Source organism: Phormidesmis sp. 146-12, from assembly GCF_052939495.1.
In genome coordinates, this window is the sequence record NZ_JBJPHS010000121.1 from 1 (window position 1) to 17043 (window position 17043).

Here is a 17043-nt window from a genome sequence, read left to right on the forward strand (position 1 = left end):
GCCGCTCCCCACCCCCGCTACCGCCGCCCACCGGGTGGGGCTGGTGTGGGATGCAAAGGTTAAGCGATCGACCGTTACGCCCTGGTCTCTCCGCGTTCCGGTCGTACCTCCCTCCCTCGCTGCGTTCCCCCGGCTGCACTGGCATGATCGCCCACCTCCCTAGGGTCGGTCGGCTCCTCTCGTGAAAGGCTGATCACTGGTCGCCTGCGGCTCCCTAGTCACAGCGTCGCTACGCGGCTGTATGCCGCAGGCGCAATCGCGAAAACGCGCCCTTCTTTCTCGCGTTGACGCGCTTTCATTTTCGCTACGCTACGCCCACACTGCGGCAGTATCGCACGGCTACCGAACCCCGTGCGCTGCCTACGCTTGGGGGCTTCGCTAGGCGATGGAAGAAGGAGAGAGAAGAGAGAAGAGAAGAGAGGAGGAGAAAGGTATCGGCTTTCTTTTGTCAAGGGTCTGGGGCTTCGTTTGTGGCGTGTTTGTGGTTGTTCTTGTGGCGTGTTTGTGCTATACTTGGGTCAGTTGCTTGGTTCTGGCTGTGGTTTCTTCTTCTTCTCTTCCTGTCTCGGTTTCTTCTGCTCTGCCGTCTTTCCCCGTTCTGGGGTTCAGCGGCTCTCGTTCGGTTGTGCCTGCGGTGCTGGCTCCGGTGGTTTCGGCTGCTGTGCGTTCGGGCTTGCCCGTGTGGGTGGGGTGCGCCGCTGGCGTGGACTCCGCCGTGCGTTCGGGTGTGGGCGCTCGGTCTTTGCGGGTGTTTTCGGTTTCAGGTGGCGGTCGGGGTGCGTTTGCGGCTCGGTCTTCCGCCTTTGTCCGGGCCCTGGCTGGGGCGGGTGGGGCGCTGTTTTCGTTTCCGTCTTCCGCCTGCCCCGCGGGGCTGCTGCCGTCTGCGTCCTCGTCCCGTGCGTTCTGTGGGTCGGGGTCGGGGTCGTGGGCTTCTCTGTCGCTGGCGGTGGGGCTGGGTGTGCCCTGCTTTGTTTGGTTGCCCGCTGGGGTTTCCGCCCCCGCGGGCTGGGGGCTGGTGGGTTGTGGCGGTGGGTGGTGGTCGGTGGGTGCTGGCGCAGCTCAGTTGTCGTTGCTGGCGTAGCGTTCTGCGGGGTTGCCCCCGCCCCCCGCCTCGGCGGCTTCGCCGCCAGCGGCGGGGCATGGGCAGAGAAATAAATATCGTAATTGTGCTTTACTCTGTAGCGTAATCACGGTATAATTAAGGAAGTTCAGACAAAACAAAAGCCCCAACACTTTGCACGGCGGCGGGGCTTTCTTATCCATCAAGGACAAACATACTATGACACGTTGCATCACGACTAATCTAATTCTGACTTCCGAGGACGAACTACGGCTCAGTGTCTCTGACCTGACTCAAAGCGTCGCCATCCACACCGGGGATTACAAAGATTCAACCTCCATCTCCTTCGAGATTGCCCACATCGCAAAGCTTGAGGAAGTGCTGATGCTTCTCTGGGCAATGAAAGAGGAGGCAGAGAACAGGATTGAGCGGCGGTTGGTGGAAGTGGTTGGAACCGCTGAGGACTACGAACTGATTTTCTAATCCCCAGAACGGGCCAGCCTTCTGGCCCCTACTCACCTACCCCACTCGAAACCATCATGAAACTGAACGAATATCCACCCGCTATTGCCAAGTGCCAGCACGAACTTCTCAAGCTCGAAGCCCAAGTGCGACTCCACAAGGAAAAGATCGAGAGCCTGACCGCAGCAGCCGATCGAGAAATCGCCTTCGATGGCACATTGAAAAATGACCAGCAGCGCAAGGCGAAGAGATTTGAAATCCTTACCGAAGACGACACCTACGAGCTTGCGATGACGCAGCTTGGGCGGCTCGAACTCGATCGCGCGGTGCATCAGATCGAATTGGAATTGATGAAGAATACCTTCTCAGTTCTCAAACTTGCCCAGCGAGAAGCAATCGCCCGGATGGAATCCACGATCGCAGCCTGATTTTCAGCGCACACCGGGAGTAGCGCCCCGGCTCAGAGGAAAAAACGATGTTGAATTTTGTAGTAGCTTTCACGATCGCAGTCCATACCTTCGAGACTCCCCGCCAAAAGTGGTGCTGGGAAAATCCAGAGCAGTGCAAGGCGGAGTACGTTTGCCGTAGCCCCGAAGACTGCGAAAACGTGAGGAGGAATGGGGTTTGTGTTTATGAGGATGGTTCTGTCGGTGGCTGCTTAGATGCCGACGTGAAAAAGTAGAGACGATCGTGGGGGCCTCTCGCCCCCACACCCCACCCCTAGAACATGGAGAAAAGGATGGAACTAACTAGCAACCGCAGCAAAGGGCTAAATGCCTACCTCGCACCCATCAAGCCAGATGGGAAAGCAGACCTGACCTTGGCTATGTACGGCACACCGAAAACTGACGCAGACGAGGACAAAGCCCATCGCTCGAAGCGCCACACCGTGGTGATTGATGAGGCAACTTTGGCTGATGGCTACTACCAATACAAGGAAGCTGGGGGAGCCGACTTTAACAAGGCTAGGTACGGCTGGCTCGAAATCAAATCAGGCAAAATCATCAGCGAATTCGATAAGGCAGAATTCGAGATTGCTTTCCTGATTCACTAATCCAATGCACGATCGCGGGAGTCGTGCCCCGCACATCACCCAGGGAGAGAAATGATAGCCTTAGAGCGTAGTTGCGCCCCAGATTCAACCGTGGACAGAGTAGAGATTTACAAGAATCGCATGGACTCACTGGGATGGACTGCCTACCAGCTTGCTCAGGAAGTAGCCAAGCTCAGGCAAGGACGGGGCGAAGACACCAACCGCACGAAAATTCAGAGCAGCATCGATCGGGCATTGAAGGAGCCAGATGGCAGGGCTTCTTATATAAACGATGACATCGTGAAAGCTTTGGGCGGCGAGATTGTGATCAGGTGGCAAAGTTTTGAGGAAGTGAAGCTATGAAACTGTTGCTGATCGACAAGGACAATACGCTGATTTTTCCGACTCATAGCAAATTCGTGGATGCGCCCTGGCATCAAGCGCCCATCCCCGGCATGGCTGAGAAGCTCGATCGCTACATTGCCGATGGCTGGAAGATTTGCATCATCTCCAATCAGGGAGGGATTGAGGCAAAGCATAAATCCCTAGCCGAAGCCTTCTTAGAATTCAGATTTTGCCTAGACACAGGTTAGAGAAGCATTCTTCTGTCCGGATTTTGAAGGGCTGGAATGTTGGCAGATTTGGGCTGACTGTACCCCAGAACATCGAATTATCCACAAAAACGAACGGGTGCTAGTAGCAAGTGGCATTGATGGAGGGAGCGCCGATGGCTACAGGTCGATCGTTGATCCATCAGAAAACTTTCGCAAGCCAGGGCCAGGAATGCTGAAGCTGGCGATCGACAACCACCCCTCAGATCGAATTCTCTATGTGGGAGATCGCCCAGAGGATGAGGGGGCAGCGGCAGCGGCAGGGATTCCCTTTAAGTGGGCGCACGAATTTTTAGGAGAGTAAAAGTGGCAACCCTAAATACAGAAATACTGGATGCAGCCAACGCAGACGGCCTACTTCCTAAGCGGCTGACCGCCAACCAGAAGCTATATCTGCATAAGTCGGTTTTGACCGCCAACCAGATTTACTGGGCGATTTCAGAATCGGATGGGCTTGATGTTGAGCAACTCAAAAAAATCTTAGATTTGAATGAGAACACGGTGAAGCAATTTACCCGCTGGCTGATGGCCAAAAAGGCGATCTACAACGAGGAATACGGGATGGAAGGAAGAAACGTATTCTTTACCAGCCGTCATCACACTAATTTGAAAAAGAAGTAGCTATAAGCCCTGCCGCTTAATGCGTTCAGCAATCACATTCAGAATCACGGCAAGTTCGGCGGGGGGGGCCTGGTTGATCTGCACCACGATCGACCCTCTGATTTGGTTGTTCCCAAATACCACCGACAGACCGTTATCTGCTTGCTTGCCTATGAGTTTCTCAAGCAGGGCGGACTGATCCTCGTCGGGGAGATCATCGACCAAATCGAGCAGAGTTTGCAGCGTGGGGGCTTTGTGATTCTGGGTCACGATCGATACTTGTGAAACTTCTAAATCTGTAACCGGGGCGTTTTTCATTCTGGTTTTTCGATGCACGGCAGGTGGGCCAGGGAACTGCAACCCTGAGTATGCACGGATACACGAGCATCTCAACCAGCATTCTTACGCAGAGAGTAAAAGTGAATCAGCCTGCCGGAGTCGATCGGCTATAGCGAGAAGCAACCCAGCCATGTCTGCACTACTCAAATGGTCAAGAGAAATTTCAGGTGAGATGACACTTCCCGCCATCAGTTGGCAGAAATAGCGCCGCGCACCTGGCTTAAGCTCCTCTGCCCCATTAATTAAGCGCTCCAGAACATCACAAGACGGATTGGCTCTACCCTTCCGAAACTCGCTGATATATCCCTGGCTAACTTTCGATACTTCAGCGAGGCGGTTGCCCTTAATGCCGTAGTGATTGAGGGTGCTGTCAAAGGATTTATGGATCATCTTTGCCCGAAGTAAACTATATTTACTGTGGGAGAATTTTTCAGGCTCTAACTGAATGTTCTCCCATCTTATCCTGTCTTGAATTGAGATGTATGGAATCAGCCAAAACGCAGACAAGGCAACGAATTGAAAGCCCCTTCTATGCCCTGACGTGGGATCGGGCACTGGAAGACTTTGAGGACGGGCTACTGACCCCACGGGGGCTAATCTACGCCTACTTCGCAATCAAGCTCCGCCCAGGCACAGAGGAATCGGTGGAGGTCGATGAACTCTGCCAAATGCTGGGCATCCACGAGGCCACATACTACCGCGCGATCGGGGGGTTGAAAGCAAGAGGAAGGCTGAACGTAAAGCGGGGTCAAATGACCGTTGGAGTGCCTCAAATCCGCCCCCTGAAAGCGTTCTCGCAGATGTGCGAATTTGACTCGCAGAATTGCGAAAACGACTCGCAGAATTGCGACTCAGACTCGCAGAATTGCGAATTGAACTCGCAGATCTGCGACCAGCACTCGCAAACGTGCGAAAACGGAAATCAACTCAACGCCAATGCTGACGAGGTTTCTCGCAGATCTGCGAATGTACCAAACAGATCTAGAAATGAAATACCAAACAAACAAACACAGAAGGTTCCCCCCACCCACCCTGTTGATCCGGCCAGCCCGATCATTAACGAGAAGGGATTGGTGCAAGATTCAGATCCACTAGAAGGGGAAGTAAACGCTCTCCTAGAGATGATTTCGGAAGCAGTAATCCCGAACAAAACAATTGCCGAAACAATTGCTCAACTGCATCTAGAGCAAAGTTCCGCCGCCGCCGCCGAGAATGTGCGAAATGCCCTTAGCAGCCTCGCAGAGCAGCAGCAGCGGGGAAATGTGCGAAATCCCGGAGGATTCCTAGTAAGGGCACTGAAGGACGGATTTACAGCGAATCAGGCAAAGGTAGAGGCAAGGGAGAAGCGATCGCAGTCTGAATCGGTAGAAAAACCCCGCCGCGCCCCAGTGATGAATGAAATCTCTGCCCAAATTGATAGCTGCCTGCTAGCTGATCACCGGGATTGGGCGATCCACAAGCTTCGATCGCTGTGGGATGAGGGATGGCAAGACTTCGTAGAAGAGTTGCTCCAGCTGCGCCGGGATTGGAATTTCAGCCTCACCAGCACCGGAATTCAGGAGGGAGAGCATGGTTAGCAAGTTCCAAATCGGCGATCGAGTGACCATCCTGCTCACGGGCGAGAGCGGAGAAGTTATCGGAATCTGGCGCAGGGAAAAGCCCAACGGAAAAGAGAAGTGGGTTTATCGGATGCAGGGCCTAAATCGTTTTGGCGCTTGCTGGTGGAGCGAAGAACAGATAATTCGCGGGGAGGTGAGGCATGGATAGCGCCGCCAAGATTCTGCAAGGTTTCCAGCTTTCCCTAGTGCCCGACATCCCACCGACCCCCATTAGCAATCCATCATCCCCAGAACAGGAATTTAGGATGAGCGATGTAGTGAGGTTGCGTGGCGGAAGCCCCTTCTATCACCAGAGCCGAACCTATCCAACTGGCGTAATCGTAACGAGCAACATTCCGAAAATTGGCTATGGCATCAATCTAGGCAACAGGGCGGGCCAGACCTGGTACACGGGCGAGTGGTTGGAGTTTGCCGATCGACCAGCCGCACCAGCGCCGGAGCCAGGTAGGAAGCGCCGCTACTCCAAGAAGGGCGAGGCAAGCGGATGGATTGAGGAGCGGTGGGGCAACAAAGCCAGGAAGCGACAAAGCCTAAGCCTTTACTTCTGCTGGGAGGAGGACGATCAGGGGGAACGACGGCGACGGCGAACCTACATTCCTGCAAACCAATGCCAGCAGATCACGGCAATGGTTCGCGCGGGGAAGCCAGCGGCTGAGATCGCGGCATCAATCCATAAGCGAGGCAGTGAGCATCACTACGATCCAAAGCTATAGGACAGTGACCTACTGACCTATAGGACAACAGGACAACAGCCAAGATCTAGACAGGAAAAGACTTGGCGTGTATTGCGTGGAAAAAGTGAGGCGAACAGATGTACAACCACAACATTCAATATCGACAAACAGGGCAAGGGGCAGCGACCAGGGCACAACTGATCAAACATCTTGGCAATGAGCCAGTGAGCCGGGAAGAGTTGATGGAGCGCAGCGGGCTGACCTACGACCAGGTGCGGCGGCAGACAAAGAATCTGTCGATCGCGAACCTAATCATTTCTAGAATTGAGGGTGGTAAGCGGCTCTACTCCCTGAGAATCAGTGTTTGCCTGGTAGCGGGGCTAATTGGTTGGGCAGTAGTTCAGGGGGGACATTGTAAGGAGTCCCAGTGCAAATCCCCTTCAGCAGCTTCACTAGCCCAATTACAGAAAGCTTTGAGTCCACGGCAGGCCTAGTTATCAGCAGTGCCCTAGGCGCAGGCTTTCTCGTGCCAACCACCACCAGCTATCGATTCAGCGGTAGTGGCGTGAGCTTGACGAATCTCAGCAGCGGGGCAGGGCAGAGAGTGATCCAATCTGTGATCGGCAACTTCAGCCGGGGCGATGCCGGATGGGGCCTGGATACCAACGGCTACATTGAGGCAGCACTCACTGGAAATGGCTACCTAGGGAGTAATAACGATTGGCGGGGGCTAGAAATCACCCTGGACAACGACGCGCTTAGAGTGGGCGGGTGGTTTGCCGCAGCGCCAGGGGGAATCACGATGGATGCCTACGATCGCAATGGCAACCTGGTAGAGAGTGCAAGTTTCGGCAGTGGGACAGCAGCGACCTGGCAGGATAATTTCTTCGGGCTGGAGCAAGCCAACGGCATCAAGCGAATCAAAATCACTGGCAGCTATGTCTGCCTGGATGATTTCGTATTCGAGGGCGGAAGCACACCCCCACCAGCCGCCTCGATCGCTGGAGCCGGGAAGCTGGAGGGAGACGGCGGCAGCAGTACGTTATTTTTAACGATCAATCTCTCAGCAGCCAGCGCCCAGGTGGTGACCGTGAACTATGCCACCAGCAACGGCACAGCCAGCGCGGGTTCTGATTACCTGTCCAGCGCCGGACAGATTACTTTTCTACCAGGTGAGACCAGCAAAGCGATCGGCGTGTCTGTTCTGGGGGATGTGGAGTTTGAACCAGATGAATCATTCAGCGTCGTGCTGAGTAATCCAGTAGGAGCCACGATCGCAACCGCAACGGCGACGGGCACGATCACAAACGACGACGCAGCCCCGCCACCGCCTGTAAGCGTGGGTATTGCTGGGATTAGCCAAAATGAGGGCAATGGCGGCAGCTCGTCACTTTTTGATTTTGTGGTCAGCCTCAGTGCAGCCAGCGCCCAGACAGTAACCCTGAACTATGCGACCAGCAACGGCAGCGCGATCGCGGGTTCAGACTACACAGCGGTAGGTGGATTCGTAAGCTTTGCAGCAGGGGAAACCAGCAAGATCATCAGCATCTCTGTTCTGGGGGATGGAATTGTAGAGCCGGATGAATCCTTCAGTGTGATTCTCAGTAATGCAATCAACGCCAGCATCAGCAATGGCAGCGCGATCGGCACAATCCTGAACGATGACGTTGCAGCGCCACCACCCAGCATCAGCATCATTGCCCTCAATCCCCAGCAGTACGAGGGCAACGCAGGCCTAACGCCCTACTATTTCACCGTGAATCTGAGTGCAGCCAGCAGCCAAGTGGTGAGTGTGAGCTACACGAGCCTGAATTCATCAGCCACCAACAGCGACGGCGACTATACCGGAGCCAGCGGAATCCTAACGTTCAACGCTGGCGAAACTTCCAAGGGAATCACCATCAACGTCAACGGCGATCGACGGATTGAAGGGGACGAATCCTTCGTGATGGGAATTTTCAACGCAAGCGGGGCAAACATCGGCACAACCAGCGCGACAGCGACTATCCTCAACGATGATCAGCGCGAGGTGAAATCAGACTTTACTGGCGATCGACGGAGTGATCTGGTTTGGCGAAACCTGAACTCTGGCCAGAATTTGATCTGGGGCAGCGCCCAGGGGGGGCAGAGTGCAGCATTGCCCACGGTTGGGGGAACCTGGCGGATCAGCACCACGGGCGATTTCAATGCAGACGGGCAGGCTGATTTAGTCTGGCGGGACTACGCCACGGGGCAGGCTGTGATCTGGCTCATGAATGGCACAATTCTGAGCCAGGGGATAGCGCTAACCACGATCGGGATGGAGTGGCAGATCGAAGGCTCTGGCGACTTTAACGCAGACGGGCAGAGTGATCTGGTGTGGCGCAACTACAGCACTGGAGAGAATGCAATCTGGCTAATGAACGGCACAGCGCTAGGCTCGATCGTCAGCCTCAGCAGTGTGCCCACAGAGTGGCGCATTGATGGGGTAGCAGATTTCACCGGAGATAATCAGCCGGATCTGGTCTGGCGCAACTACAACACCGGGGAAGTTTACGTGTGGCAGATGGCAGGCACAACCTATCAAGGCTCGATCCTGCTCACCACCCTGAACGATGCCAACTGGCATATCAGCGCCGTAGGCGACTACAACGGCGACGGGCAGAATGATCTGGTGTGGCGCAACTTTGCCACCGGGGAAACCTATCTGTGGCGCATGGACGGCACAGGGGTTCAAGGGATCGACAGTCTGGGTGTAATAGGTTTGGACTGGGAGCTAACCTAATTCAGTAGGTTTGCGGTTCCCCCCAGAACAGCTTGGTCAGTACCAGTTACTCACTGATTAGTAATTGGTGCTGATTTGTGCTGAAAACCTTAAATCGAATCCTAGACAAATTTGGGCAGATTCTACGGAGAATCCTTGATGCACCCTCCTACTACGAGCGGCTGGAGACTGACAGAGGGGAAACTGAAGCGAGATACAGAGAGCTGGTGGAAAGAACAGGCACGATAGTAGCCCCAGAAACAACCGAGCCTGAGCTAATCCCGACCCCAGTAGTAGAAATGATCGAAGTCCCGATCGAATCACCCCCCACCCCGCAAACACCACAGGACAATAGGACAATGGCTTGCACTGTCCTACAGGACAACAGGACAGTAATCGAAACTCATGAACCAGAGAATCGAGAACAGCGACGCGCCGAGGTTTTCGCAGCCCTGGACGAAGCCAGCGCCTACGGAGTGAGCAGTTACGAAGGGTTAATCGGTTTCGTACGCGATCGCACTGGAAAGGGTTGCAGCAAACGAATGATCGTTCGCTGGAGAAACCTTAGAGAGTCGGTGGCATGAGCGGGTTTCGCACGGCTGAAGCCGAGCGAGTGGCAGAAGGGCTGCGATCGGGGCAGTCGCTACTACTTTTGGGTGAGCCTGGAGCCGGAAAGACTGGCGTGGGGCTGATGGTGATGGATCAGCTTAAGGCTAATTACACCGTGGGGATGGTTCGGTATAGCTCCACCGCGATCGAGCTTCTCCGGGAGCTGTGCGAGCAGGTGGGAGTAGGAACCACCACCGCAAGCGACAAAAACCTAACTGCTGCACAGTTGAGGGCTGAACTACTGAAGGAGCTAACTAAGCCCCAGCGATTGCTGATTGCCGATGATGCCCACAAGTGGCCAGCGGCTCTGAAGGACTGGCTCCAGCAACTCTGGCGGCGAGGCGGGCTACTGCTAGTGCTGGCCTGGGAGCCACCAGCCAAAGATATTTTTACCAAGCTGCCAGTGATGCAGCTTGAGGCTATCAGCGACAGCCAGATCCGTGAGCTGATGCAGGAGGAGGCAAAGAAGCAGGGAATCACCCTATCAGTGGCGGAATTGGCCACACTCCAGGGAAAAGCCGGAAACAATCCCGCGATCGCGCAGCGGGTAATTAAGGAAGCAGCCTTGGGGCTGACGGAAACCAAGAGTGCAGGCCACTATCAGTACATCGACGGCACACCCTTCCTAATCGTCTCAATCATGATGCTGGGTAGCATCCGCCTGATTGGGCTTGGGCTTGGGGATAAATCCCTATACGTCATGGGAGGCATCCTCACGATCGGCGGGTTAGCGCTGAGATCAGTGCTGTACATCGCGAATCGGGGAGCGTCGGGGCGAAAATTATGAGGCTTCTAGTCCGTACCTGTTCTGGGGGTTGATTTTAAATTTTTCAAGATTTCATATACGTCTCCGAGAAACACGCTTTTTTAATTGATTGTGAAAGGCTTAAAACGGTTGATTTTGAAAGTTGATTTTTCGTTGTGATGGATGCGATCGAGGATTTGAATGATGTGGATATGGTGGGTGATGGCGTGGATGGTTGCGTGGGTTGCGTGGGTAGTAGCGTGGGTTGCGTGGGGGGTGACGATCGTAATTCATGCAATGTGGTGGGTGGTGATGAAGATCTGGTGGAGCTTTGTTAGAGCAGTAAGGAAAACAACTTAGATGATGAGCATCACTCACGCAGCGCTCTCACTCACAGTTACCTCGATCGCGTTGGGCACAGCGAATCCGTGGGTAATGGTGGCAGCAGGATTAGGATCACAGCTTCCTGATTTGGATAGTACAGAATCTTGGTTTGGTCGATCGCTGTGGCCCATCGCGGCATTAATTCAGAGCAAGTTCGCGCACCGGACAATCACCCACTCCTTTGCCTCGACCGGAATTGTGCTGATTGCAGCAGCTCCCCTAGCTCTGATTGATTGGCAGCTATGGGCAGGGGTGACGATCGGGCAATTCATGGGGTGGTTTGCAGATTCATTTACCAAATCTGGAGTAGCGGCATTCTGGCCCAACCCAGCGCGGCTAGTTATCCCTGGTAATCCTAGAGTTAGGCTAGGGACAAACACCCCCGCGGAGTATTGGGTTTTGTCGATCGCCTGCTTGCTGCTGATTTGTATGTTGAATATCAACAGCAACGGCGGGATGAGTGAGCAGTTTGAGCTTGCATTCTTCAGCAACAGCAACACAGCAGCAGACCAATTCCACAAGCACGGCTACAGACGAACGGTGTCGATCGACATCGAGGGCATCAACATCAACACCAGCCAATCGATCACAGGGCGATTCACTGTGATTGAAGCTACAGCCCAGGATGTGATTGCAGAGTCTGGGGAAACCGGGAAGCTGTACAAGATTGGGGCAGCGCCGGACGTGCAGATCCGACCGACCAAGCTAAAGACCAGTTTGGGGGATGCGATTAAGGTGACGGCTGAGGAAGCTGTACTCAGAGAAATCAGTATCGGGGAATGGCTCGATCGACTGCCGCCGAAGGCTTATATCAGTGGCTCACTGCTGCTTGAAGAAATGGCGGAAATCAAGTTACAGCCGGAGCTTGAGGCTTATCCATCAGTGAGAGCAGCGGGACAACTAGAACTATCCAATGCCAGACCAGGGCAGCTTGAATCCTTGCGGGATGCGTGGATTCTCAGGGGCAAAGCGATCGTCAAAGTGAGGGGCACATGATTGAGGGAATTTGGGCAGAAGATTACTACCTGGAAATGACAGAGGAGGAAGGATGAAAAGGCTAATCGCGATCGGGTTTTTACTGGGCGGCTGCACGGCTCAGGCTCAACCCCAACCAACCCCCGCAGCTTCCCCCGCAGCTTCCCCGGCTGGAGTCATCACCAGCACTCAGGGACGGGCAGAGGGGCAGAGTCAGGGGCGGTTTAAGCTCAAGATCACAGTTACCAGCATTGAAGATCTGAAGGTGAAGCAGGGCGATGTAATTGTCCCCGGTCAAATTGTGGCGGATAAGGTTCGCGATCGAGTGCGGTTGCAATTCCAAAAAGAATCACTGGAGCGAGAAATCAAACGGCTGAAAGCGTTGCAGTTACTACCCATCCCAGAGATTAAGCCCCTACCCGGCGCAGCCTTCGGAAGCCAAGCGGCTGAGATTGAGAAGCAACGCCACAAGGCAGAGACAGCAGCACGGGGATTAGAGCAGCAGCAGCGAAAGTTGGACGTGATTCGCACCATCCCGGCCGGGGAGATTCCAGAGGCGGTAATTCCTCACGAAGAGATTGTTCTGGGGGAGAGACAGCGCGAATTCAATCTGGCTCAGGCTGATGTGCAGTTGGCGCAGGGGAAGCTGTCGGAGGCTCAGGAGGCCCAGCGCGATCGGGAGTATCAGCACTCCCTAGAAACGTCGAAGCGGGCTATCGCGCTGAAGGAACAAGAGCTTAAGCAAAATGGCTCAGTTGTTGAGCTTGAAGCACGGCTCAGTCAGGTAGAAGTTCAGTTATCGCAGCTATCGGCTGTCAGGAGTCCCTATGGTGGCAGGGTTCAAAAGGTTCGGTTCGAGGGGCAGAATAACCAAGATTTGTCTGTTGAGCTTACTCTTATCGTCAGCGGCGGAGGACAGTTGGGCCAAATCCCCCAAGCCACCGATAAACCCAGCGGCGATCGCAGCACCGGCGGCAGCACCCGCGAAAATCCCAGCGGCAGCACCCCAGCAACAGAGTGATACACCCCAGAACATCGACCAAATCGACAATGGGGAGATTAACCCACTCAACCCAGCGGGAGACAACCTCGACAAACTGATCCAACTGCGAATCAATGATGATTTGTGGAGAGCAATGCTTGGGGAATTGCCTTGTCTGGATGCACAAGAAAGCTGCATCAAGCAGTTGCAGGATTTAGCGATCGGCAATAGCCAAAGTTTGAGAGCGATCGATGAGCGGGTGCAGCTCGTCAACGCCAAGATCGAGGAGGCCAGGGCGAACAACAACAAAGCAATCAGGCTAGGGGTGTTTGAGCCACTGTTACAGGCGTGGCTAAAGGTAGAAACAATCCCAGCGACAGCGACCAAGCCAGAGCGCAAGCGGGGACTGCTGAATCGCTTGGGTGGTCTATTCTTCGGAGATACGTTTAGCGGAATCAATGATGTGCTGGGGTCGATCGGCATTCCGCTATTTCGTCGGGCAGCCGGTGGGGACGATGCCACCCAGCAGCGCACCATCTTGATTACTGATTTACAGGTGAAAGTAGCGACGGTGGAGAAAGAGCGGGGGGAGCTTGCAGCCAAAATCAGAGAGGCTGTAATCCTTATCGTGTTGGACTTTGATGTGCTTCGTAAAAACTTCCAAGTGCAACAGGAAATCGCACGGCGTGAAGTGTTGCGGCTGAGGATTAGAGAAGTCGATTACAGATTCACGACGGCAGTAACGACTGATAGCTATCTGGGGAGTGAATCAGCGCTCGATCGGGTGAAGGGGCAGAGTTACCAGGACTGGGCCAAGTTACGCGCAAAGCTTGCCCAGGTGAAGCTGTTAGTTCTCAGTCAGAATGATTAACTGTCCTATGTCCTGTAGGTCAGTGTCCTACTGTCCTATGGGATAGCTCGGTAGATAGTCCCATCCTTACAGCGTGAAATCTGGTTATCGGGTCGGAGCCGTGCAGCCCGTGCCCCGGCTCTGGCAAAAATGCCGTAGTTAGGCCCACCTTTAAGTTTGCTGCGAATCTCTAATCGATCAGCGCGGAAAGCTGACCACTTAGTAGTGTTGGCAAGTTTGAGGAAGCCGCAGGAGTCGGCAGCAGAAAACCGCACTCGATCGCGGAGATCGGAGACCTGGTAGGCGGGAGCGGCCAAGCCGGACAGATACAGGGATGTGATAGTGATGGGGATTTTCTCACTAGGCAGGCAACCATCGTAGGGGCAGCGCCCGAAGCGATTGGATTCTAGGAGCCGAATAGCCTGAATGCCAGGCGCGATCGTAGTCCAAGGTAAGGAGCTGTCGATCGTGCCCCCATTGCAGGGGTTGCTGTTCTGGGGGGCATAAGCAATATCAGAAGGCTGGAAGTCAGAGGGCAGGGGGGAAAGATAGAGCCGGATAGAGCCAGAGAAAAGTAGGCGCTTGTTGGATTTGTAGAGGTTGTGAACCAAGCAGGTTTTGGTGATATCTCTGTACATCCAAAGGCGCTTGGGCTGGGTATCTGCAAGGTAGGTAACTGATACCAAATCTTGAGGGTTCAGACCCTCGAAGTAGAGATTATCTTTGGCATCTTTGTAGAACTCGATCGCGGCGGCTGGGAGAGCCAGGGCAGCGGAGGCAAGTAGAGCGGAAATGTACGTGAAAAACCGCATACAAGAAGCGCCCCGAAGGGCGCAGTGCTAGTGAGGACGAAGCCAGCAAGAGTTAGGGAGCAGGAGCATATCTAGTGGGAACACCGCCAGTGGTGATGCAGATGTTGGGAATCTGGAGGTTGAGGTCAACCGTGGTGTAGGTTGTGCCTCCAAACACAAAGGTCGTTGGCGCAGGCCGAGCAACAGTGTTGCTGATTCGCCCATAACCACAGCCATTCACGGAAACCGAGCCAGGGGCAGGGATGCCGGGATAGGTGGTTTCGTAGCGGATTCCAGGCGTGCGCCCAACCAGGTAGACAGCTCCAGTTGCAGACTTGAAATCTGCTGCACGAGGTTCGCTGAGGACGTTATTAATGCAGGTAGGAACGGCTTGCACAGGCAAGGTAGTCGTATCGATCGTAGTCCCGGCAACGGTGATGCTTGCGGGCATCACTCCAGGGGCAGGGGGATTGGTGACTGGAAGAATGCCGCAAAAGTTAGCCACCAGGTTGCGCTTCAGATCTCCATTGGAGGCTTGAAGCGATAGCCCAGGCGTTTGCCCGGCATCTTGAAAGTGGATGTTTCCAGCCGCATCTCTAAAGGGAATGGCTTGAGCCGAGGCAGCAGCAAGCAAAATACCGCCAGCTAAAGCTCCTGAAATCAGGCGATCGGGATGCATAGAGAATTTCCTTATAAGGGGGATTGAATACCGCTATAAGCCAAGCACAGCGGCACACATCAGGGAGAGTACTGAATTGGTTGGCAAACGAAGAGTAGCGTAGGACAATAGGACAGGACAGTAGGACAGTGACCTATAGGACAGGAAAGGGGACTATGCGAAAGGCTATGCGGCTCAGGAAGAACGTAATCAAATTTGCGATCGTGTCTCAGCTTGTGATTGATGGCTGCTTGGCGTGGCATGCAATCGAGAATCTAGAGTGGCAGTCCTACGCCTCCAATGTCATGAATGAGATGGCGAGGTCAATCCAACTACTAACGTAGTATTGATGCTACAGAGGGATTTTAGAGACTTTTAGTCCAAATCTAGTCCAGAAGTCCTGTAGTACAGGCAAATTATTCAGGCTTAAGAGCTAATCAAGCCCTCTGAGAATGCCACCACCAGGCACTTTCAGGGGGCTTGTATAGTTTGCGTAGTCCAGGCTGAACCCTAGAGAAGACATTGCGGACAGAAGCAATTAGGCAGAATCTCAGTAGATTTTTGTGATCGAGATGGGGCAGACTGTCACCAGCGATCGGGCTAAGTCTGGCTCCACCTGTCACCATCACTTGTCACCAGGTTAGGAAAAGCTGTCACCAGATATTTGCTGAATCTGTCACCACGTAATCTCAATTTGTCACCAGGTTGTCACCATGCCTAATCCTAGAGTCCAATTCCGTGTACCCCAGAACATTTTTGATGCTTTGCCCAGTGATGACCGGGAGCGATCGGCATTCTTACTAGAGGCAATTCAGGCAAAAATAAACCCACCTGCTCCAGAGGATGAGGTGGGACAACTAAGGCAAAGGGTGGAAGCGATCGAGCGAAAGCTAATGGCGTAGATCGGGAATGCCAGAGGATACGATCGCGGGGACTGCTGCTTCCGGCAATTCTCCAAGCGAGATGCAGGAAGACTCGCACCAGGGGCAGGCTACGGCAAAGGTGGAAAGGTTGATCCAACGCTTGCCGCAGACTGAGCAGGCGATGAGGTGAGGTTTGCTCATAGCTTCTCAATCCTCCAGGCAGTCTCACCACCGTTACGCCCAGCCTTGCAAAACTTGAAGCCGTAGCGCTCGAACTCGTGGCCAGGCATGGACTTTCGATCGAGTAGTGCGGCCAGGTCACTGCTACTGAGGAGAAAGCCAGCATCAGCAACTTCTTGAAGTCGGCGGTATTTCTCTAGTGGATCAGCAACGGCGGCGGGAGCAGGAGCTGGAAGATGGAGGGGTTCGGGTTGGCGAAGCTGGAGCAGTTCAGCAACTCGATTCGAGATGGCTTCAACCATGCCGCCGAAGTTGGTAGGGGTGGGAGCATCTTTAGTTCGGGGTGCTGGCTTGTCCTGTGTCTCATAGGTCAGTGTCCTACTGTCCTGTGAGGCTACATTCTCAGGAGTGGGGAAGGTTGCGATCGTGCCTCCAGATTTGATGTGGTCGTTGAGATAGTCCATCAGTCCAACTTGCTCAGAGTTGTAGACATTCTTGCCCTCCAGCTTTCCCGGCTCCATTGAATAGCCTTTCTGCTTCAGTCCGGTGATGCGGTTGTTGACGTTCGATCGGGCGATGTTGTAGCGCTCTTCAAAGTCTTTGATCGTGGGCTGATAGGTGTCTGTCATAGTGTCCTGTGCTGTCCTGTCCTGTACTGTCCTACGGTAGCATAGGACAGCTATAAATCAAGCATAGGAGTGGTTTAGCTTGTCCTGTCCTGCTGTCTTGTCCTATGTGCTGCTCGATCGAGTTTGGATGAAGGATAAGACGATTCCCGCGTTGGATAGCTAGGAGCTTTTTCTGTGATGTGCCGCTCCCCACCCCCGCTACCGCCGCCCACCGGGTGGGGCTGGTGTGGGATGCA

General features: G+C 54.1%; 26 protein-coding genes. 19 read left to right on the forward strand and 7 right to left on the reverse strand.

Annotated elements, in window-relative coordinates:
• The first annotated feature begins 481 nt into the window (after window positions 1-481).
• Entirely contained in the window at window positions 482-1081 is a 600-nt protein-coding gene (locus ACKFKF_RS29685; RefSeq protein WP_446870975.1) for a hypothetical protein, read from the forward strand.
• Here ACKFKF_RS29685 and ACKFKF_RS29690 read toward each other — a convergent pair.
• Window positions 1060-1263, reverse strand: coding sequence for a hypothetical protein (locus ACKFKF_RS29690; RefSeq protein WP_446870976.1), 204 nt, complete (start codon window positions 1261-1263; stop codon window positions 1060-1062). The two genes, ACKFKF_RS29685 and ACKFKF_RS29690, sit on opposite strands and share 22 nt — an antisense overlap.
• 16 nt (window positions 1264-1279) lie before the next feature.
• Here ACKFKF_RS29690 and ACKFKF_RS29695 point away from each other — a divergent pair, with 16 nt between their 5' ends.
• From ACKFKF_RS29695 to ACKFKF_RS29730, 8 genes are all read left to right on the forward strand, one after another.
• Window positions 1280-1543: a hypothetical protein gene (locus ACKFKF_RS29695; protein WP_446870977.1), complete on the forward strand. Its 264-nt coding sequence runs from the start codon at window positions 1280-1282 to the stop codon at window positions 1541-1543.
• 56 nt (window positions 1544-1599) lie between these two features.
• Window positions 1600-1950, forward strand: coding sequence for a hypothetical protein (locus tag ACKFKF_RS29700; RefSeq protein WP_446870978.1), 351 nt, complete (start codon window positions 1600-1602; stop codon window positions 1948-1950).
• A 47-nt stretch (window positions 1951-1997) separates the two neighbouring features.
• On the forward strand, window positions 1998-2204 hold the full coding sequence (locus ACKFKF_RS29705) for a hypothetical protein (protein WP_446870979.1): 207 nt from the start codon (window positions 1998-2000) through the stop codon (window positions 2202-2204).
• Between the two features lie 57 nt (window positions 2205-2261).
• Window positions 2262-2576, forward strand: coding sequence for a hypothetical protein (locus ACKFKF_RS29710; RefSeq protein ID WP_446870980.1), 315 nt, complete (start codon window positions 2262-2264; stop codon window positions 2574-2576).
• Between the two features lie 120 nt (window positions 2577-2696).
• Window positions 2697-2918, forward strand: coding sequence for a hypothetical protein (locus tag ACKFKF_RS29715; RefSeq protein WP_446870981.1), 222 nt, complete (start codon window positions 2697-2699; stop codon window positions 2916-2918).
• Window positions 2915-3148 carry a hypothetical protein gene (locus ACKFKF_RS29720; protein ID WP_446870982.1) on the forward strand — a complete coding sequence of 78 codons (234 nt, stop codon included), beginning with the start codon at window positions 2915-2917 and terminating at the stop codon, window positions 3146-3148. The genes ACKFKF_RS29715 and ACKFKF_RS29720 overlap by 4 nt, the downstream gene beginning before the upstream one ends.
• A 97-nt stretch (window positions 3149-3245) precedes the next feature.
• Complete coding sequence (locus tag ACKFKF_RS29725; protein ID WP_446870983.1) at window positions 3246-3470, forward strand: HAD hydrolase-like protein; 225 nt, start codon at window positions 3246-3248, stop codon at window positions 3468-3470.
• 2 nt (window positions 3471-3472) lie between these two features.
• Window positions 3473-3787, forward strand: a complete 315-nt coding sequence (locus tag ACKFKF_RS29730; protein WP_446870984.1) for a hypothetical protein — start codon at window positions 3473-3475, stop codon at window positions 3785-3787.
• Here the strand turns inward: ACKFKF_RS29730 and ACKFKF_RS29735 are convergent, their stop codons facing one another.
• Together ACKFKF_RS29735 and ACKFKF_RS29740 are read right to left on the reverse strand one after the other, a co-directional pair.
• On the reverse strand, window positions 3788-4084 hold the full coding sequence (locus ACKFKF_RS29735) for a hypothetical protein (RefSeq protein ID WP_446870985.1): 297 nt from the start codon (window positions 4082-4084) through the stop codon (window positions 3788-3790).
• Between the two features lie 84 nt (window positions 4085-4168).
• Entirely contained in the window at window positions 4169-4495 is a 327-nt protein-coding gene (locus ACKFKF_RS29740; protein ID WP_446870986.1) for a helix-turn-helix domain-containing protein, read from the reverse strand.
• A gap of 683 nt (window positions 4496-5178) precedes the next feature.
• Here ACKFKF_RS29740 and ACKFKF_RS29745 point away from each other — a divergent pair.
• The 9 genes from ACKFKF_RS29745 (at window position 5179) to ACKFKF_RS29785 (ending at window position 13707) form a co-directional block, all read left to right on the forward strand.
• The gene (locus ACKFKF_RS29745) at window positions 5179-5682 is read left to right on the forward strand and encodes a hypothetical protein (protein ID WP_446870987.1); all 504 of its coding nucleotides are present in this window, start codon (window positions 5179-5181) and stop codon (window positions 5680-5682) included.
• A complete protein-coding gene (locus tag ACKFKF_RS29750) occupies window positions 5675-5872 on the forward strand; it encodes a hypothetical protein (RefSeq protein ID WP_446870988.1) in 198 nt (65 codons plus the stop codon). The genes ACKFKF_RS29745 and ACKFKF_RS29750 overlap by 8 nt, the downstream gene beginning before the upstream one ends.
• A complete protein-coding gene (locus ACKFKF_RS29755) occupies window positions 5865-6437 on the forward strand; it encodes a hypothetical protein (protein ID WP_446870989.1) in 573 nt (190 codons plus the stop codon). The genes ACKFKF_RS29750 and ACKFKF_RS29755 overlap by 8 nt, the downstream gene beginning before the upstream one ends.
• A 98-nt stretch (window positions 6438-6535) precedes the next feature.
• Entirely contained in the window at window positions 6536-6892 is a 357-nt protein-coding gene (locus tag ACKFKF_RS29760; RefSeq protein ID WP_446870991.1) for a DprA-like winged helix domain-containing protein, read from the forward strand.
• A gap of 32 nt (window positions 6893-6924) precedes the next feature.
• Window positions 6925-9162 carry a Calx-beta domain-containing protein gene (locus tag ACKFKF_RS29765; RefSeq protein WP_446870992.1) on the forward strand — a complete coding sequence of 746 codons (2238 nt, stop codon included), beginning with the start codon at window positions 6925-6927 and terminating at the stop codon, window positions 9160-9162.
• A 338-nt stretch (window positions 9163-9500) separates the two neighbouring features.
• A complete protein-coding gene (locus tag ACKFKF_RS29770; RefSeq protein ID WP_446870993.1) occupies window positions 9501-9725 on the forward strand; it encodes a hypothetical protein in 225 nt (74 codons plus the stop codon).
• Window positions 9722-10537, forward strand: coding sequence for an AAA family ATPase (locus ACKFKF_RS29775; protein WP_446870994.1), 816 nt, complete (start codon window positions 9722-9724; stop codon window positions 10535-10537). The genes ACKFKF_RS29770 and ACKFKF_RS29775 overlap by 4 nt, the downstream gene beginning before the upstream one ends.
• 321 nt (window positions 10538-10858) lie before the next feature.
• The gene (locus ACKFKF_RS29780) at window positions 10859-11875 is read left to right on the forward strand and encodes a metal-dependent hydrolase (protein ID WP_446870995.1); all 1017 of its coding nucleotides are present in this window, start codon (window positions 10859-10861) and stop codon (window positions 11873-11875) included.
• 863 nt (window positions 11876-12738) lie between these two features.
• The gene (locus tag ACKFKF_RS29785) at window positions 12739-13707 is read left to right on the forward strand and encodes a hypothetical protein (protein WP_446870996.1); all 969 of its coding nucleotides are present in this window, start codon (window positions 12739-12741) and stop codon (window positions 13705-13707) included.
• Window positions 13708-13742: 35 nt separating this feature from the next.
• Here the strand turns inward: ACKFKF_RS29785 and ACKFKF_RS29790 are convergent, their stop codons facing one another.
• Together ACKFKF_RS29790 and ACKFKF_RS29795 are read right to left on the reverse strand one after the other, a co-directional pair.
• The gene (locus ACKFKF_RS29790) at window positions 13743-14498 is read right to left on the reverse strand and encodes a hypothetical protein (RefSeq protein ID WP_446870997.1); all 756 of its coding nucleotides are present in this window, start codon (window positions 14496-14498) and stop codon (window positions 13743-13745) included.
• 52 nt (window positions 14499-14550) lie between these two features.
• Complete coding sequence (locus ACKFKF_RS29795; RefSeq protein WP_446870998.1) at window positions 14551-15156, reverse strand: hypothetical protein; 606 nt, start codon at window positions 15154-15156, stop codon at window positions 14551-14553.
• Window positions 15157-15311: 155 nt separating this feature from the next.
• Between ACKFKF_RS29795 and ACKFKF_RS29800 the strand changes: the two genes are divergently transcribed.
• Complete coding sequence (locus tag ACKFKF_RS29800) at window positions 15312-15479, forward strand: hypothetical protein (RefSeq protein WP_446870999.1); 168 nt, start codon at window positions 15312-15314, stop codon at window positions 15477-15479.
• Between the two features lie 379 nt (window positions 15480-15858).
• Here ACKFKF_RS29800 and ACKFKF_RS29805 read toward each other — a convergent pair whose 3' ends face one another.
• Window positions 15859-16230 carry a hypothetical protein gene (locus ACKFKF_RS29805; protein WP_446871000.1) on the reverse strand — a complete coding sequence of 124 codons (372 nt, stop codon included), beginning with the start codon at window positions 16228-16230 and terminating at the stop codon, window positions 15859-15861.
• Window positions 16196-16807 (reverse strand): hypothetical protein, encoded by a 612-nt coding sequence (locus ACKFKF_RS29810; protein ID WP_446871001.1) that lies wholly within the window; start codon window positions 16805-16807, stop codon window positions 16196-16198. Before ACKFKF_RS29810 ends, ACKFKF_RS29805 begins: the two co-directional genes overlap by 35 nt.
• Window positions 16808-17043: the final 236 nt, after the last annotated feature.

Excerpts from the sequence above, each read along its gene's own strand:
- ACKFKF_RS29690 (WP_446870976.1), bottom strand. The coding sequence starts at position 1,263 with ATGGATAAGAAAGCCCCGCCGCCGTGCAAAGTGTTGGGGCTTTTGTTT.
- ACKFKF_RS29695 (WP_446870977.1), top strand. The coding sequence starts at position 1,280 with ATGACACGTTGCATCACGACTAATCTAATTCTGACTTCCGAGGACGAA.
- ACKFKF_RS29700 (WP_446870978.1), top strand. The coding sequence starts at position 1,600 with ATGAAACTGAACGAATATCCACCCGCTATTGCCAAGTGCCAGCACGAA.
- ACKFKF_RS29705 (WP_446870979.1), top strand. The coding sequence starts at position 1,998 with ATGTTGAATTTTGTAGTAGCTTTCACGATCGCAGTCCATACCTTCGAG.
- ACKFKF_RS29710 (WP_446870980.1), top strand. The coding sequence starts at position 2,262 with ATGGAACTAACTAGCAACCGCAGCAAAGGGCTAAATGCCTACCTCGCA.
- ACKFKF_RS29715 (WP_446870981.1), top strand. The coding sequence starts at position 2,697 with ATGGACTCACTGGGATGGACTGCCTACCAGCTTGCTCAGGAAGTAGCC.
- ACKFKF_RS29720 (WP_446870982.1), top strand. The coding sequence starts at position 2,915 with ATGAAACTGTTGCTGATCGACAAGGACAATACGCTGATTTTTCCGACT.
- ACKFKF_RS29735 (WP_446870985.1), bottom strand. The coding sequence starts at position 4,084 with ATGAAAAACGCCCCGGTTACAGATTTAGAAGTTTCACAAGTATCGATC.
- ACKFKF_RS29740 (WP_446870986.1), bottom strand. The coding sequence starts at position 4,495 with ATGATCCATAAATCCTTTGACAGCACCCTCAATCACTACGGCATTAAG.
- ACKFKF_RS29750 (WP_446870988.1), top strand. The coding sequence starts at position 5,675 with ATGGTTAGCAAGTTCCAAATCGGCGATCGAGTGACCATCCTGCTCACG.
- ACKFKF_RS29755 (WP_446870989.1), top strand. The coding sequence starts at position 5,865 with ATGGATAGCGCCGCCAAGATTCTGCAAGGTTTCCAGCTTTCCCTAGTG.
- ACKFKF_RS29760 (WP_446870991.1), top strand. The coding sequence starts at position 6,536 with ATGTACAACCACAACATTCAATATCGACAAACAGGGCAAGGGGCAGCG.
- ACKFKF_RS29770 (WP_446870993.1), top strand. The coding sequence starts at position 9,501 with ATGGCTTGCACTGTCCTACAGGACAACAGGACAGTAATCGAAACTCAT.
- ACKFKF_RS29775 (WP_446870994.1), top strand. The coding sequence starts at position 9,722 with ATGAGCGGGTTTCGCACGGCTGAAGCCGAGCGAGTGGCAGAAGGGCTG.
- ACKFKF_RS29780 (WP_446870995.1), top strand. The coding sequence starts at position 10,859 with ATGAGCATCACTCACGCAGCGCTCTCACTCACAGTTACCTCGATCGCG.
- ACKFKF_RS29790 (WP_446870997.1), bottom strand. The coding sequence starts at position 14,498 with ATGCGGTTTTTCACGTACATTTCCGCTCTACTTGCCTCCGCTGCCCTG.
- ACKFKF_RS29795 (WP_446870998.1), bottom strand. The coding sequence starts at position 15,156 with ATGCATCCCGATCGCCTGATTTCAGGAGCTTTAGCTGGCGGTATTTTG.
- ACKFKF_RS29800 (WP_446870999.1), top strand. The coding sequence starts at position 15,312 with ATGCGAAAGGCTATGCGGCTCAGGAAGAACGTAATCAAATTTGCGATC.
- ACKFKF_RS29810 (WP_446871001.1), bottom strand. The coding sequence starts at position 16,807 with ATGACAGACACCTATCAGCCCACGATCAAAGACTTTGAAGAGCGCTAC.